The organism is Diaphorobacter limosus, assembly GCF_033100095.1.
Lineage (GTDB): Bacteria > Pseudomonadota > Gammaproteobacteria > Burkholderiales > Burkholderiaceae_C > Alicycliphilus > Alicycliphilus limosus.
The window spans coordinates 15,459-30,000 of sequence record NZ_CP136921.1; the positions used below are offsets into that span (position 1 = coordinate 15,459).

Sequence of the window (14,542 nt, forward strand, 5' to 3'; positions counted from 1 at the left end):
AACCGAGAGAGGCGATACATGAGGCTGTGGGGCGGGGGAGGAATTCGGCACGGGCTGCTGGCGGCCTGTTTGGCGGCGGGGGCCGCCGCGCTGGGCGGATGCGCGCATCAGGCGGGGCTTGACTCCGGTGTCGGCGCCGCCGAGCCGGTGCCTGCTTCCGGCGATACCGATGTGCGCCGGCGTGCCCGCATCCGGCTGGAGCTGGCCGCCAGCTACCTGCAGATGGGGCAGACCGGCGTAGCCCTCGAAGAGGTGCAGCAGGCGCTTGCCACCGACCCCAGCTATGCCGATGCCTACCACCTGCGCGGACTGGTCTACATGGCCCTGGCTGACCTGCAGGGTGCCGAAGACAGCCTCAAGCGCGCCCAGGCCATGCGGCCCAATGATCCGGACATCATGCACAACTACGGCTGGCTGCAATGCCAGCGCCAGCAGTACGCACAGGCGAACCAGCTGTTTGAGCGCGCCCTGGCCAGTCCCACCTATGCCTCGCGCAGCAAGACGCTGATGTCCCAGGGCTTGTGCTACCAAAGAGCAGGGCAGGTGGCCGAGGCCGAGAAGACGTTGCTGCGCGCCTATGAGATAGATGCCGGCAATCCGTTGGTCGGCTACCAGCTGGCGTCGATATTGCTGGCGCGCGACGAGCCCAAGCGGGCGCAGTTTTATATCCGCCGAGTGAACAACGGCGAGTTCTCCAATGCCGCGTCGCTGTGGCTGGGTGTGAAGGTGGAGCGCGCGCTTGGGGATTCCGTGGCGATGCGCCAATTGGGCGAGCAGCTGCACAAGCGCTTCCCCGATGCCAAGGAAACTTTGGCGTTTGAGAGAGGGGCATTTCATGAGTGAGTCGATCGGAGAGCACAACGCCGATCAATCCGTGCCAGCACCGGCACCGAACGCAGGCGGCGTGTCCGCCGGCACATGGCTGCGGCAGGTGCGCGAGTCGGCCGGCTTGCACATCGATGTGCTGGCCGGCGCCCTGAAGGTGCCGGTGGCCAAGCTCCAGGCGCTGGAAGCCGATGACTACGCGGCCTTTCCCGATGCCGTTTTCATGCGTGCGCTGGCATCGAGCATGTGCCGCGCGCTGAAGGTGGACGCTGCTCCGGTGCTGGCGCTCCTGCCGCAGGGCGCGCCCATCCATCTGCCGCCGGACAGGGCCATCAACGCTTCATTCAAGGATTCTGGTCGCCGTTTGGGCAAGGGCGGCTCCATCGAGCGGCCCAAGTCACGCGCCATGGGCCTGGCTGTCGTGGCCTTGCTGCTGGGTGCGTTGGCGGTGGCCTTTCTGCCGCTGGGCGGCGATGGCAAGCAAGACCAGCCCGCGCTGGCCATGACGCCTGCACCGCAGGCGCCGGCCGCACCGGTGGTGGCGGCGCAAGAGCGCGAGGCGGTGGTGCCAGCTGCCGAGCCGACAGGCGCCGCGCCTGAGGCGCAGCCGGCCGACGGCACGCCCGTGGCACAGGAGCCGGCCGCTGCCGTGGCTACCGCTGCTGTGCAAGGCGCTCTGGTCATCCGCGCGCACAAGGAATCCTGGGTGCAGGTACGCGATGCCGGTGGGCGCGTGTTGTTGCAAAAGGCATTGGCTGCGGGCGAGAGCTACTCGGCCGAGGGCAGTCCGCCGTGGCGGGTGGTGATTGGCAGGGCCGACGCCACCGAGGTCATCGTGCGTGACCAGCCCATGGACCTGAAGGCCGTCTCGCGTGAGAACGTGGCCCGTTTCGAGGTGAAGTAAATGAATCCAACCGACGCACCCATTGCCATGGCTGCGCCCCTGGCGCGCCGTTCGCGCCAGGCAAGAATTGTCTGGGGCAGCAACGTGGTCACCGTGGGCGGCGACGCTCCCGTGCGTGTGCAGTCCATGACCAACACCGACACGGTGGACGCGATTGCCACGGCCATCCAGGTCAAGGAGCTGGCGCAGGCCGGCTCCGAGTTCGTGCGCATCACGGTGAACACGCCCGAGGCGGCGGCCGCCGTGCCCTATATTCGCGAGCAGCTCGACCGCATGGGCTGCGATGTGCCGCTGGTGGGTGACTTCCACTACAACGGCCACCGCCTGCTGACCGAGTTTCCGGATTGCGCCCAGGCGCTGTCCAAGTACCGCATCAATCCCGGCAACGTGGGCAAGGGCGACAAGCGCGACAGGCAGTTCGGCCAGATGATCGAGGCGGCCGTGCGCTGGGACAAGGCCGTGCGCATAGGCGTGAACTGGGGCAGCCTGGATCAGGAGCTGCTGGCCGGGCTGATGGACGTCAACGGCCGCCGTAGCCAGCCCTGGGACGCGCGCCAGGTCATGTACGAGGCGCTGATCACCTCGGCCATCGAGTCGGCGCGTCGCGCCGAAGAAATGGGCCTGCACGGCGAGCAGATCATCCTGTCATGCAAGGTCAGCGGCGTGCAGGATCTGATCGCCGTGTATCGTGAACTGGCGCGCCGCTGCGACTACGCCCTGCACCTGGGCCTGACCGAGGCCGGCATGGGTACCAAGGGGGTCGTGGCCTCGGCCACGGCCCTGTCCATCCTGCTGCAGGAGGGCATCGGCGACACGATTCGCGTGTCGCTCACGCCCCAGCCGGGCGAGGCGCGTACGCAAGAGGTGGTGGTCGCCGCCGAGATATTGCAGTCGCTGGGTCTGCGCGCCTTCGTGCCCAGCGTGACCGCCTGCCCCGGCTGCGGGCGCACCACCAGCACCACCTTCCAGGAGCTGGCCAAGCAGATCGACGACTACCTGCGCGCGCAGATGCCCGTGTGGCGCGAGCGCTATCCGGGTGTGGAAAAGCTCAAGGTCGCGGTCATGGGCTGCATCGTCAACGGCCCGGGCGAGAGCAAGCATGCCGACATCGGCATCAGCCTGCCTGGAACCGGCGAGGCACCCGCGGCCCCGGTGTTCATCGATGGCGAGAAAGCCATGACCCTGCGCGGCGAGAACATCGTGCGCGAGTTCCAGGACATCGTCGATGGCTACATCGACAAGCGCTTTGGATTGGGTGCGTAGGTATCAAAATAATAGCTGTCAGCGCTTGCCTATAAAGCGTTAGAGCCCGATTTCATTCAAATAATAGATTCACACAAGATGCAGAAGCTGGTTGCCATCAAGGGCATGAACGACATCCTGCCGCCCGATTCGGCGCGCTGGGAATGGCTGGAGGAGAAAGTGCGCTCGCTGATGGCGCGCTACGCCTACCGCAACATCCGCACCCCCATCGTCGAGCCCACGCCGCTGTTCGTGCGCGGCCTGGGTGAGGTCACTGACATCGTCGAGAAGGAGATGTATTCCTTCGAGGACCGCCTGAACGGCGAGCAGCTCACGCTGCGCCCCGAGGCCACCGCCGGCGTGGTGCGCGCCGTGGTCGAGCACAACATGCTGTACGACGGCGGCAAGCGCCTGTACTACATGGGCCCGATGTTCCGCCACGAGCGGCCACAGCGCGGGCGCTACCGCCAGTTCCACCAGATAGGCGCCGAGGCCCTGGGCTTTGGCGGCCCCGAGGTGGACGCCGAGATCATCCTGCTGGCGCACGCCCTGTGGGCCGAGTTGGGTTTGACCAATGTCCGCCTGGAGCTCAACAGCCTGGGCCAGCCCGACGAGCGCCGCGCCCACCGCGCCGCGCTGATTGCCTACCTGGAGCAGCACCAGGACGTGATGGACGAGGAGGCCAGGCGCCGCATGTACAGCAACCCGCTGCGCGTGCTCGATACCAAGAACCCGGCCATGCAGGACATGGTGAACGCCGCGCCGCGGCTCATCGACTTTCTGGGCGAGGCCTCGCTCAGGCACTTCGACACCGTCAAGGCCATCCTGGACGCCAACGGCGTCGCCTGGAGCATCAACCCGCGCCTGGTGCGCGGCATGGACTACTACAACCTCACGGTGTTCGAGTTCATCACCGAGCAGTTGGGCTCGCAGGGCACGATCTGCGGCGGCGGCCGCTACGACTACCTCATCGAGCAGATCGGTGGCAAGAGCGCCCCGGCCGTCGGCTGGGCCTTGGGCGTGGAGCGCGTGCTGGAGCTGCTCAAGGAGCAGGCGGCCCAGGCGCCGCAGCCCGCCGCTGACGCCTACGCCGTGGTGCCCGATGCGGCGGCCCTGCCCCAGGTCATGGTCTGCCTGCAACAATTGCGCGCCCTGGGCGTGGCGGTGCAAATGCACAGCCCGGCCAACTCCGCCGAAGGCATGGGCAGCATGAAGTCGCAATTCAAGAAAGCCGACGCCAGTGGCGCGCGCTTTGCTCTGATTTTTGGTAGTGATGAGCTGGCACGCGGCGCCGTAACAGTCAAACCCCTGCGCGACGGCGGCGAGCAGGTCGAGCGGCCCCTCGCCACCCCGGCCGACTGGGCTGCCAGCCTACAATCGCCGCGCTGAACGGAAACCCCAACATGGCAAACAACTTTGACCTGCAAGAACAAGAACAGCTCGAGGAGCTGAAGCATTTCTGGAACAAATGGGGCACGCCCATCACCTGGGCGCTGGTCGTCATCATGGGCAGCTTTGCCGCATGGAACGGCTACCGACTCTGGCAAGGCCGCCAGGCCCAGCAGGCCACCGCACTGGTGGAGGCCGTGGAACTGGCTGCGCAGACGGGCGACATGGCGCGCGTGGAGCAGGCCTTTGGTGACCTGCAGTCCGGCTATGGCGGCACCACCCAGGCCGGCCAGGCAGGCCTGCTGGCAGCCAAGGCCCTGGCCGACGCCGGCAAATGGGATGCGGCCAAGGGCGTGTTGACCTGGGTGGCCGAGAAATCCTCCGATGAGGGCTACGTGGCACTGGCCAGGCTGCGGCTGGCCGGGGTGCTGATGGAGCAGAAGGCCTATGACGCAGCGATGGCGCAACTGTCGGGCAGCATGCCGGCAGAGTTTGCCGGGGTCGTGGCAGATCGCAAGGGCGACGTGTTGGCACTGCTGGGCAAAAATCAGGAGGCGATCGCCGAGTACCGCCGTGCCTACCAGGCCTTTGGTGACAGCGTGGAATACCGTCGCCTGGTCGAAGCCAAGCTGAACGCTCTGGGCGCGCAGGCGCAGAACGTGGCCGTTGCCGCACCGGCCGGGAGCGCGCAGTGATCGCCGCGCGCAGAAACTTCCGCGTCTTGACGCTGACGCTCTCGCTGGCCGCGCTGCTGGGCGCGAGCGGTTGTTCGCTGTGGGGCGGGTCGCCCAAGCCCAAGCCGGCTGAATTGGGGCCGAATGTTCCCGTGCTCGGCGTACGCCAGGCCTGGACGGCCAAGATCGGTGCCATGGACGGCCTGGCGCTGGATGTCCATGTGAACGCCAACACGCTCACCCTGGCTGCCGCCAATGGTGAAGTGGCGGCCATCGACGCACGCACCGGTGGCGATGTCTGGCGCACCCAGCTGAACCTGCCGTTGGCCGCGGGCGTGGGCAGCGATGGCCGCTGGGCTGCCGTGGTTTCCCAGGGCGCGCAGCTCATCGTGCTCGATGGCGGGCGTGAAATCTGGCGCAAGCCACTGACGGCGCAGGCCTATACGGCGCCGCTGGTGGCGGGCAATCGGGTGTTTGTGCTGGCGGCCGATCGCTCCGTTTCGGCTTATGACGCGGCCACGGGCTACCGCCTGTGGGGCCAGCAGCGCCCGGGCGAGCCCTTGATACTGCGCCAGGCTGGCGTGCTGATGGCCGTGGGCGACACCCTGGTGGCGGGCCTTTCGGGGCGCCTGGTGGGCTTCAACCCTGACAACGGGGTGGTGCGCTGGGAGGCGCCCCTGGCCAGCCCGCGCGGTACCAATGATGTGGAGCGCCTGGTTGAAATCGTCGGCCACACCAGCCGCGTGGGTGACAACCTGTGTGCGCGCGCCTTCCAGGCCACAGTGGGCTGCATAGACGCGGCCCGCGGTGCGGTGCTTTGGACGCAGCCGGCCGGCGGCAGCGAGGGCCTGGACGGCGACGCCGAGATGCTGTTTGGCACCGAGAGCAATGGCACGGTCGTCGCCTGGCAGCGCGCCGATGGCAAGCGTGCCTGGACGTCCGAGCGGCTACAGTTTCGCAAGCTGACGGCGCCGCTGCTGCTGGGCCGTTCGGTCGTCATTGGCGACGACGCGGGCCTGGTGCATCTGCTGTCGCGTGCGGACGCGGCGCCGCTGAACCGCCTGGCCACGGATGGCTCGGGCATTGCCGCGGCGCCCGTGGCCGCCGGCGACACGCTGGTGGTGGTCACGCGCAAGGGCGGCGTCTATGGCTTTCGCCCCGACTGATTCAGATAGGACACTGGGATGAAACCGGTCATTGCCCTGGTGGGGCGGCCCAATGTGGGCAAATCCACCCTGTTCAACCGCATGACCAAGTCGCGCGACGCCATCGTGGCCGACTTTGCCGGCCTCACGCGCGACCGCCACTACGGCAATGGCCGCCAGGGCCAGCACGAATACATCGTCATCGACACGGGGGGCTTCGAGCCCGATGCCGGTAGCGGCATCTTCCGCGAGATGGCCAAGCAGACGCGCCAGGCCGTGGCAGAGGCCGATGTGGTGGTCTTCGTGGTGGATGTGCGCGGCGGCCTGTCGGCGCAGGATCATGACATTGCCAACTACCTGCGCCGCCTGGGCAAGCCGTGCGTGCTCGCCGGCAACAAAGCCGAGGGCATGCAGGACAGCCCCCATCTGGCCGAGTTCTATGAACTGGGCCTGGGCGAGGTGCATCCGGTGTCGGCCGCACATGGTCAGGGCGTGCGCAGTCTGGTCGAGCTGGCGCTCGAACCCCTGGCTCTGCCAGAGGTGGATGAGTGCGAAGCCGGCGCCGAGGCCACCGTCATACGCCTGGCCGTCGCCGGGCGCCCCAATGTCGGCAAATCCACGCTGATCAACACCTGGCTGGGCGAGGAGCGCCTGGTGGCCTTCGATCTGCCGGGCACGACGCGCGACGCCATCTCGGTGCCGTTCGAGCGCAATGGCCAGCGGTTCGAGCTGATCGATACTGCAGGCCTGCGCCGCAAGGGCAAGGTGTTCGAGGCCATCGAGAAGTTCTCCGTCGTCAAGACCCTGCAGGCCATCGAATCGGCCAACGTGGTGCTGCTGTTGCTTGATGCCACTCAGGGCGTGACGGATCAGGACGCGCATATCGCGGGCTATATCCTGGAAAGTGGCCGCGCCGTGGTGATTGCCGTGAACAAGTGGGACGCGGTGGACGACTATCAGCGCCAGCAGCTGGAGCGCTCCATTGAGTCGCGCCTGTCCTTCCTCAAGTTTGCCCCGCTGCATTTCATCTCCGCCATCAAGCGCCAGGGCATAGCGCCGCTGTGGACTTCCATCGCGCAGGCCTACAAGTCGGCCAACCGCAAGATGCCCACGCCGGTGCTCACGCGCCTGCTGCACGAAGCAGTGCAATTCCAGACCCCGAAGCGTGCCGGCGGCTTCCGTCCCAAGCTGCGCTATGCGCACCAGGGTGGCATGAATCCACCGGTGATCGTGATCCACGGCAATTCCCTGGAACATGTCTCGGATGCCTACAAGCGCTTTCTGGAGGGGCGTTTCCGCAAGGAGTTCGACCTGGTTGGCACACCGCTGCGCATAGAAATGAAAACCTCCAGCAATCCTTACACCGACAAGAACGGCGCCTGAGCCCTTGCGCTGCATATGGCAGCGCGGCTGTGGTAAGGTGCCGCTTTACAACAACATTTTTGAACACGGAGAATATCGTGAGCAATAAAGGTCAGCTTCTTCAAGACCCCTTCCTGAACGCACTGCGTCGCGAGCATGTGCCGGTGTCCATCTACCTGGTCAACGGTATCAAGCTGCAGGGGCAGATCGAGTCCTTCGATCAATATGTCGTGTTGTTGCGCAACACGGTCACGCAGATGGTCTACAAGCACGCTATCTCCACCATCGTGCCGGGGCGTGCCGTCAATTTCTCTACGGTAGAAACCGCCGAGGGCAGCAATCAGTAAGCCAGCAACGCAGCTTGAGGCATTGCCAGGGTCCAAGCGCTTCGCATGCAAGGATCCGCAGCCTTGAGTTCCAAGCCATCTTCCGATGCCCGCACCACGCCGGTCCTGTTGATCGGCGTGGATTTTGGTGCGCCGCATTTCGACGCCGACTTGCAGGAGCTGGGCTTGCTGGCACAGACCGCGGGCCTGAATCCGGTAGCTCGACTGACGTGCAAGCGCAAGGCGCCGGATGCAGCGCTCTTCGTCGGCAGCGGCAAGGCCGACGAGATTCGAACCCTGGCCCAGATGCATGGTGCCCAGGAAGTGTTGTTCGACCAGGCCCTGAGTCCGGCACAGCAGCGCAACTTGGAGCGCCATCTGCAGCTGCCGGTGAACGACCGCACCCTGCTGATCCTGGAGATTTTCGCCCAGCGTGCGCGTAGCCACGAGGGCAAGCTGCAGGTGGAGTTGGCGCGTCTGCAGTACCTCAGCACCCGGCTGGTGCGCCGCTGGTCCCACCTGGAGCGCCAGCAGGGCGGCATCGGCATGCGCGGCGGCCCGGGCGAGACGCAGATCGAGCTGGATAAGCGCATGATCGGCGACGCCATCAAGCGCACTCGCGAGCGTTTGCTCAAGGTCAAGCGCCAGCGCGCGACCCAGCGGCGCCAGCGCGAGCGCCGTGATACCTACAACATCTCCCTGGTTGGCTACACCAACGCGGGCAAGTCCACCTTATTCAATGCGTTGGTGAAGGCGCGCGCATACGCCGCCGACCAGCTGTTTGCCACGCTGGACACCACGACGCGGCAGCTGTACCTGGGCGAGGCGGCCGGCTCGGCATCCCTGTCGGATACGGTGGGTTTCATCCGTGATCTGCCCCACGGGTTGGTCGATGCCTTTCAGGCCACATTGCAGGAGGCGGTGGATGCCGATCTGCTGTTGCATGTGGTGGATGCGGCCAACCCTGACTACCCGGAGCAGATTGCCCAGGTGCAAATGGTGTTGGCGGAAATTGGCGCCTCGGACATTCCGCAGTTACTGGTATTCAACAAACTCGATGCCATGGCGCTCGAATCCAGGCCCAAGCAATTGCAGGACATGTACGCACTGGATGGGCGCAAGGTGCCGCGCATCTTCGTGAGCGCACGCCAGGGCGAAGGGGTGGCGGCATTGCGTGAACAGCTGGCGCAGGTGGTGGCATCCGCGGCCAGTCCCAACAGCATGTCCCCTGATCAGGCCACTGAATTGCCGAATCCCCATGTTTGATTGGGCACAATGCCGGTTGTTACAGATCTACAAAGAACCAGAGAACTTGCGCATGAATCTTCCTAACCGTGCCTCGCGCTGGGCATTGTTGCCCGAGCGCATCCGAGGGATGTTCAATCTCAACGATCCGCGCTGGGGCCGTGGTGACGACAAGGGCGAATCAGATGAGCGCCCCCAGCAGCCGGAACGCCCCAACAACGACAGGCCGCAGGGCGGCAGAGGGCGTGACCAGGGTCCAGGTGGGCAACCGCCGGACCTCGATGAACTATGGCGTGACCTCAATCGCAAGCTGAGCGGCTTATTTGGAGGCGGCTATGGCGGTGGCCGAGGGCGCATGCCAGGCGGCGGCAATGGCGGCGGTGGCTTGCAACCCGACATGAAGAACGCCGGGGTAGGCGTTGGTCTGATCGCGGCCATAGCCGTTTTGATCTGGCTGGGGACGGGCTTCTTCATCGTGCAGGAAGGCCAGCAGGCCGTGATCACGCAGTTCGGCAAGTACAAGAGCACGGTAAATGCCGGCTTCAACTGGCGCTTGCCTTATCCCATCCAGCGTCACGAGCTGGTGTTCGTGACCCAGATCCGTTCGGCTGACGTTGGGCGCGACACCATCATCAAGAGCACGGGTCTACGCGAATCGGCGATGCTGACAGAAGACGAGAACATCGTCGAAATCAAGTTTGCCGTTCAATACCGCTTGAATGATGCCAGGGCATGGCTGTTCGAGAGCCGTAACCCGGCTGATGCCGTGGTGCAGGTGGCGGAGACGGCGGTGCGTGAAGTCGTTGGCAAGATGAAGATGGACACTGCGCTGGCTGAAGAACGCGACCAGATTGCCCCGCGCGTGCGCAACCTGATGCAAAGCATTCTGGATCGCTACAAGATTGGCGTGGAAGTGGTGGGCATCAACCTGCAGCAGGGCGGCGTGCGTCCGCCGGAGCAGGTGCAGGCGGCGTTTGATGACGTGCTCAAGGCGGGTCAGGAGCGCGAGCGCGCAAAGAACGAGGCGCAGGCCTATGCCAATGACGTGATTCCGCGTGCAGTGGGTACGGCGTCGCGCCTGGGAGAAGAAGCCGCCGCTTACAAGGCGCGCATCGTGGCCCAGTCCCAGGGTGATGCGCAGCGTTTCGCTGCCGTGCTGACGGAGTACCAGAAAGCCCCCCAGGTAACACGCGACCGCATGTATATCGAATCCATGCAGCAGATCTACAGCAATGTCACCAAGGTGCTGGTGGAGTCGCGCCAGGGTTCCAATCTGCTGTATCTGCCTTTGGACAAGATCATGCAGGGTGTCTCGCAAACACTGCCAGCGGCAACTCCAGAGGCTCCGCCTGCCGGATCCACTGGCACTGCTGCACCCTCTCAATTTCCCAGCGACTCCCGTATCACGCGCGACCCCAACCGCTCGCGCGAACGTGAGTCTCGATAGGAGATCTGTGTGAACAGAATCGGATTTTTTGTTTCCAGCATCCTGGTGCTGCTGGGTTTGGCCAGCTCCATGATGTTCGTGGTCGATCAGCGTCAGTTTGGTGTGGTGTATGCACTGGGACAGATCAAGGAAGTGATCACCGAGCCTGGCCTGAACTTCAAGCTTCCGCCTCCATTCCAGAACGTGCGCTATATCGACAAGCGCTTGTTGACGCTGGACAGCTCGGACACCGAGTCCATGCTGACGGCGGAGAAGCAGCGCGTGGTGATCGACTGGTATGTGCGTTGGCGTATTTCCGATCCGCAGGAATACATCCGCAATGTCGGCCTGGATGAGAGTGCGGGCGCCATGCAGCTCAATCGTGTGGTGCGCAATGCCTTCCAGGAAGAGGTCAATCGTCGCACCGTGAGGGAGCTGCTATCGAGCAAGCGTGATGCCCTGATGGAAGACGTCAAGCGCGAGGTGCTGGAGGCCGTGCGTGGCGCCAAGCCATGGGGCGTGGATGTGGTGGACGTGCGTATCACGCGCGTGGACTATGTGGAAGCGATCACCGAGTCCGTGTACCGACGCATGGAGGCCGAGCGTAAGCGTGTGGCCAACGAGCTGCGCTCGACCGGCGCCGCCGAGGGCGAAAAAATCCGCGCCGACGCCGATCGCCAGCGGGAGATCGCCATCGCGAACGCCTACCGTGATGCGCAGAAGATCAAGGGTGAGGGCGACGCTGAAGCGGCGCGCCAGTACGCAGAGGCCTTTGGGCGTGATCCGCAGTTTGCTCAGTTCTATCGCAGCCTGGAGGCCTACAAGGCCAGCTTCAACCGCAAGAGCGACGTGGTGGTGCTTGATCCATCCTCCACCGATTTCTTCAAGGCGTTTCGTGGCGGCGCGGCACCCGGCACGTTAGCGGCTCCCGGCGCTGCACCCCGCAAGCCCTGAGCAGACTTTCATTGCGGCTCATGGACTGGGCAGACAGTTTTTGGATGGCTCTCGGGCTGGTGTTGGTGATCGAAGGGATTTTTCCCTTCGTTTCGCCCACTGGCTGGCGGCAAATGTTCACGCAGATTCTGCAATTGCGTGACGGGCAGATCCGGTTTTGTGCGCTGCTCAGCATGCTTGGCGGCGCTCTGGTTCTCCTGCTGTTGTCATAGTGGCAGCGGGTACGGGTGCTTACTGCGCGTGCCGGTAGAATCGTTCTTTTAACAGCCTTCCCCACTCCATGTCTGCCTGGGTCCTGCCGGATCACATTGCCGATGTATTGCCCTCCGAGGCGCGGCACATCGAAGAACTTCGTCGCGGGTTGCTCGATACCGCTCGCAGCTACGGCTACGAGTTGGTTATGCCGCCGCTGCTTGAGCATCTGGACTCGCTTTTGACCGGCACCGGCGAGGCGCTGGATCTGCAGACCTTCAAATTGGTGGATCAGCTCTCAGGTCGCTCGCTGGGGCTGCGCGCAGACACTACGCAGCAAGTGGCCCGCATCGACGCCCATTTGCTCAATCGCAAGGGCGTGACGAGGCTGTGCTACTGCGGCCCCGTGCTGCACACGCGTCCGGATCGGCCCCATGCCACACGCGAGCCCCTGCAGTTTGGTGCGGAGATATACGGTCACCCAGGCATGGAGGCAGATATCGAGGCCGTCCAGCTCTCGCTGGAATGCTTGCGCGGCGCACATGTGCAGGACGTGAGCGTCGATCTGGCCGACGTGCGTATCGTGCGCAGCCTGCTGGCGGGGGTTCCGGTGGGCTGGCAGACCCTGGGTCGCGTACATGGGGCGCTGGCGGCAAAAGACATCAGCGAGCTGACATCGCTGACCCGCGATTTTCCTGCCACCTCGCGCGAAGGACTCTTGGCACTGTTGCAGCTGTATGGTGATGTCGGTGTGTTGGATGAGGCAGAAATCGCCCTGAAATCCATAGCTGGCGTGCGCAACGTGCTATCGGATTTGAGGGTATTGGCGTCCAGCATCCAAGGTGCACGAGTGACCTTTGACCTGGCTGATCTGCGCGGCTATGCGTACTACAGTGGCGCCCGTTTTGCCATCTACACCCAGGGCGCAAGCGATGCGCTGGTGCGTGGTGGTCGCTATGACGAGGTGGGTGCGGTATTCGGTCGCAACCGCCCTGCAGCGGGTTTCAGCCTGGATATCAAGCAACTGGTCAGCGTCGTTTCGCCCCGTCCGCTCAAGGCAGCCATCCGCGCGCCTTGGGGGGAAGGGCAGGGGGCAAATGCAGCGATCGCATCCTTGCGCTCGCAAGGCGAGACTGTGGTGTGCATGCTGCCGGGGCATGGCAGCGAGGTGGATGAATTCCGCTGCGACCGTGAGCTGATCCGGGTTGGTGATCGCTGGGTTGTCCAGGCCATCTGATTTTTGATTTTTCCAGTATTTGAATCGGGTTTGACATGAAAACTAGCAAAGGACGCAACGTCGTCGTGGTCGGTACCCAGTGGGGTGACGAGGGCAAGGGCAAGCTCGTCGACTGGCTCACCGAAAGCGCACAGGGGGTGGTGCGCTTCCAAGGCGGCCACAACGCTGGCCATACATTGGTCATCAACGGGGTCAAGACGGCGTTGCACCTGATTCCCAGCGGCATCATGCGCCCAGGCGTGAAGTGCTACATCGGCAATGGCGTAGTGCTTTCCGCAGCCAAGCTGTTCGAGGAAATCGAGGGGCTGGAAAAGGCTGGCGTGGAGGTGCGGTCGCGCCTTCGTGTCAGCGAGGCTTGCCCGTTGATCCTGCCCTTCCATGTGGCCCTCGACGTGGCCCGCGAGGCAGCGCGTGAGCATGGTGGCGTCGAAAAAATCGGTACCACGGGGCGTGGCATTGGCCCGTCCTACGAGGACAAGATCGCGCGGCGTGCGCTGCGCGTGCAGGATCTGAAGTATCCGGAGCGGTTTGTCGCGAAGTTGCGCGAGTTGCTGGCCTTGCACAACCATGTGTTGAGCACCTTCCTGGGTTCCGGCAGTTTTCAGTTCAGCGATGCGCTCAGGCCATACATGAAAGACGGGCAGGTTCAGTTCGATCCGGTTTTCGCCGAGGCCATGCGCCATGCCGAGATGCTCAGGCCCATGATGGCGGACGTGTCGCGCGAGCTGAACGAAGCCCATGCAGCGGGTGCCAACCTGCTGTTCGAAGGTGCACAGGGCACACTGCTGGATGTCGATCACGGCACCTACCCCTACGTCACCTCCAGCAACTGTGTTGCGGGCAATGCCGCCGCGGGTTCGGGTGTCGGGCCCGGGATGCTGCATTACGTGCTTGGTATCACCAAAGCCTACTGCACACGGGTGGGAGGCGGCCCGTTCCCGACCGAGCTGGAATGGGAGAAGCCAGGCACGCCGGGCTATCACATGAGCACCGTGGGTGCCGAGAAGGGCGTTACCACCGGCCGCAGTCGCCGCTGCGGCTGGTTTGATGCCGCGCTGCTCAAGCGCAGTGCACAGGTCAACGGCCTGTCAGGGCTATGCATCACCAAGCTGGATGTGCTCGACGGCCTGGAAGACTTGATGTTGTGTGTCGGCTATGACCTCGACGGCGAACGCATCGACCTGCTTCCCATGGGGGCGGACGACATTACTCGCTGCAAGCCCATCTACGAAAAAATGCCAGGGTGGGCGGATTCGACGGTGGGCGTGACGAGCTATGACGCCTTGCCAGTCCAGGCGCGCAACTATCTGGAGCGTATTGAACAGGTGACGGGCGTGCCCATCGCGATGATTTCGACGAGCCCCGATCGGGATCACACCATTTTGGTGCAAAACCCCTACGCTGCCGGCTAGGAAGTTCACATTCAATCGGGCTATGACGCCCGTGAATAAAGCGACATGTGATATGAAAAGAGGAGCATTAAATGCTGACTGAAGACGGCAAACACCTTTACGTAAGCTACGACGAGTACCACAACCTGATCGAAAAGCTGGCGTTGAAAGTGCATCAGTCCGGCTGGGAGTTCGACACCATTTTGTGCCTCGCCCGGGGCGGCCTGCGT

General features: G+C 64.1%; 15 protein-coding genes (1 of these 15 running past the window's edge). All 15 read left to right on the forward strand.

The annotated features are described in order from the left end of the window. Positions 1-18 precede the first annotated feature (18 nt). Positions 19-843, forward strand: coding sequence for a type IV pilus biogenesis/stability protein PilW (gene pilW, locus P4826_RS00095; protein ID WP_317702037.1), 825 nt, complete (start codon positions 19-21; stop codon positions 841-843). Continuing rightward, positions 836-1,729, forward strand: coding sequence for a helix-turn-helix domain-containing protein (locus P4826_RS00100; protein ID WP_317702038.1), 894 nt, complete (start codon positions 836-838; stop codon positions 1,727-1,729). Before pilW ends, P4826_RS00100 begins: the two co-directional genes overlap by 8 nt. Continuing rightward, the gene (gene ispG / locus P4826_RS00105) at positions 1,730-2,992 is read left to right on the forward strand and encodes a flavodoxin-dependent (E)-4-hydroxy-3-methylbut-2-enyl-diphosphate synthase (RefSeq protein ID WP_317702039.1); all 1,263 of its coding nucleotides are present in this window, start codon (positions 1,730-1,732) and stop codon (positions 2,990-2,992) included. It begins immediately after the preceding gene. A 78-nt stretch (positions 2,993-3,070) separates the two neighbouring features. Beyond that, the gene (gene hisS, locus P4826_RS00110) at positions 3,071-4,360 is read left to right on the forward strand and encodes a histidine--tRNA ligase (protein ID WP_317702040.1); all 1,290 of its coding nucleotides are present in this window, start codon (positions 3,071-3,073) and stop codon (positions 4,358-4,360) included. 14 nt (positions 4,361-4,374) lie between these two features. Further along, positions 4,375-5,055, forward strand: coding sequence for a YfgM family protein (locus tag P4826_RS00115; protein WP_317702041.1), 681 nt, complete (start codon positions 4,375-4,377; stop codon positions 5,053-5,055). Next, positions 5,052-6,200 (forward strand): outer membrane protein assembly factor BamB, encoded by a 1,149-nt coding sequence (gene bamB / locus P4826_RS00120; protein ID WP_317702042.1) that lies wholly within the window; start codon positions 5,052-5,054, stop codon positions 6,198-6,200. The genes P4826_RS00115 and bamB overlap by 4 nt, the downstream gene beginning before the upstream one ends. Positions 6,201-6,218: 18 nt before the next feature. Continuing rightward, positions 6,219-7,562 carry a ribosome biogenesis GTPase Der gene (gene der / locus P4826_RS00125; RefSeq protein WP_317702043.1) on the forward strand — a complete coding sequence of 448 codons (1,344 nt, stop codon included), beginning with the start codon at positions 6,219-6,221 and terminating at the stop codon, positions 7,560-7,562. Between the two features lie 77 nt (positions 7,563-7,639). Then, complete coding sequence (gene hfq, locus P4826_RS00130; RefSeq protein ID WP_317702044.1) at positions 7,640-7,888, forward strand: RNA chaperone Hfq; 249 nt, start codon at positions 7,640-7,642, stop codon at positions 7,886-7,888. Positions 7,889-7,933: 45 nt separating this feature from the next. Further along, complete coding sequence (hflX, locus tag P4826_RS00135; RefSeq protein ID WP_425605193.1) at positions 7,934-9,133, forward strand: GTPase HflX; 1,200 nt, start codon at positions 7,934-7,936, stop codon at positions 9,131-9,133. A gap of 52 nt (positions 9,134-9,185) precedes the next feature. Next, positions 9,186-10,559 carry an FtsH protease activity modulator HflK gene (gene hflK, locus P4826_RS00140; protein ID WP_317703809.1) on the forward strand — a complete coding sequence of 458 codons (1,374 nt, stop codon included), beginning with the start codon at positions 9,186-9,188 and terminating at the stop codon, positions 10,557-10,559. A 9-nt stretch (positions 10,560-10,568) separates the two neighbouring features. Beyond that, entirely contained in the window at positions 10,569-11,492 is a 924-nt protein-coding gene (gene hflC, locus P4826_RS00145; RefSeq protein ID WP_317702046.1) for a protease modulator HflC, read from the forward strand. Positions 11,493-11,512: 20 nt separating this feature from the next. Then, positions 11,513-11,704: a DUF2065 domain-containing protein gene (locus P4826_RS00150; RefSeq protein WP_317702047.1), complete on the forward strand. Its 192-nt coding sequence runs from the start codon at positions 11,513-11,515 to the stop codon at positions 11,702-11,704. A gap of 68 nt (positions 11,705-11,772) precedes the next feature. After that, positions 11,773-12,921 carry an ATP phosphoribosyltransferase regulatory subunit gene (locus tag P4826_RS00155; protein ID WP_317702048.1) on the forward strand — a complete coding sequence of 383 codons (1,149 nt, stop codon included), beginning with the start codon at positions 11,773-11,775 and terminating at the stop codon, positions 12,919-12,921. Between the two features lie 35 nt (positions 12,922-12,956). Then, entirely contained in the window at positions 12,957-14,333 is a 1,377-nt protein-coding gene (locus tag P4826_RS00160; RefSeq protein WP_317702049.1) for an adenylosuccinate synthase, read from the forward strand. Between the two features lie 71 nt (positions 14,334-14,404). Further along, a protein-coding gene (locus P4826_RS00165) for a phosphoribosyltransferase (RefSeq protein ID WP_317702050.1) crosses the window boundary here: on the forward strand, positions 14,405-14,542 show its 5' end (the start). It continues 387 nt past the right edge of the window; only the first 138 of its 525 coding nucleotides appear in the window; it begins with the start codon at positions 14,405-14,407; its stop codon lies off the right edge, out of view.

Bases quoted from the DNA above. Each gene is read 5' to 3' on its own strand.
- pilW (WP_317702037.1), top strand. From the start codon at position 19: ATGAGGCTGTGGGGCGGGGGAGGAATTCGGCACGGGCTGCTGGCGGCC.
- P4826_RS00100 (WP_317702038.1), top strand. From the start codon at position 836: ATGAGTGAGTCGATCGGAGAGCACAACGCCGATCAATCCGTGCCAGCA.
- ispG (WP_317702039.1), top strand. From the start codon at position 1,730: ATGAATCCAACCGACGCACCCATTGCCATGGCTGCGCCCCTGGCGCGC.
- hisS (WP_317702040.1), top strand. From the start codon at position 3,071: ATGCAGAAGCTGGTTGCCATCAAGGGCATGAACGACATCCTGCCGCCC.
- P4826_RS00115 (WP_317702041.1), top strand. From the start codon at position 4,375: ATGGCAAACAACTTTGACCTGCAAGAACAAGAACAGCTCGAGGAGCTG.
- der (WP_317702043.1), top strand. From the start codon at position 6,219: ATGAAACCGGTCATTGCCCTGGTGGGGCGGCCCAATGTGGGCAAATCC.
- hflX (WP_425605193.1), top strand. From the start codon at position 7,934: ATGCAAGGATCCGCAGCCTTGAGTTCCAAGCCATCTTCCGATGCCCGC.
- hflK (WP_317703809.1), top strand. From the start codon at position 9,186: ATGAATCTTCCTAACCGTGCCTCGCGCTGGGCATTGTTGCCCGAGCGC.
- P4826_RS00150 (WP_317702047.1), top strand. From the start codon at position 11,513: ATGGACTGGGCAGACAGTTTTTGGATGGCTCTCGGGCTGGTGTTGGTG.
- P4826_RS00155 (WP_317702048.1), top strand. From the start codon at position 11,773: ATGTCTGCCTGGGTCCTGCCGGATCACATTGCCGATGTATTGCCCTCC.
- P4826_RS00160 (WP_317702049.1), top strand. From the start codon at position 12,957: ATGAAAACTAGCAAAGGACGCAACGTCGTCGTGGTCGGTACCCAGTGG.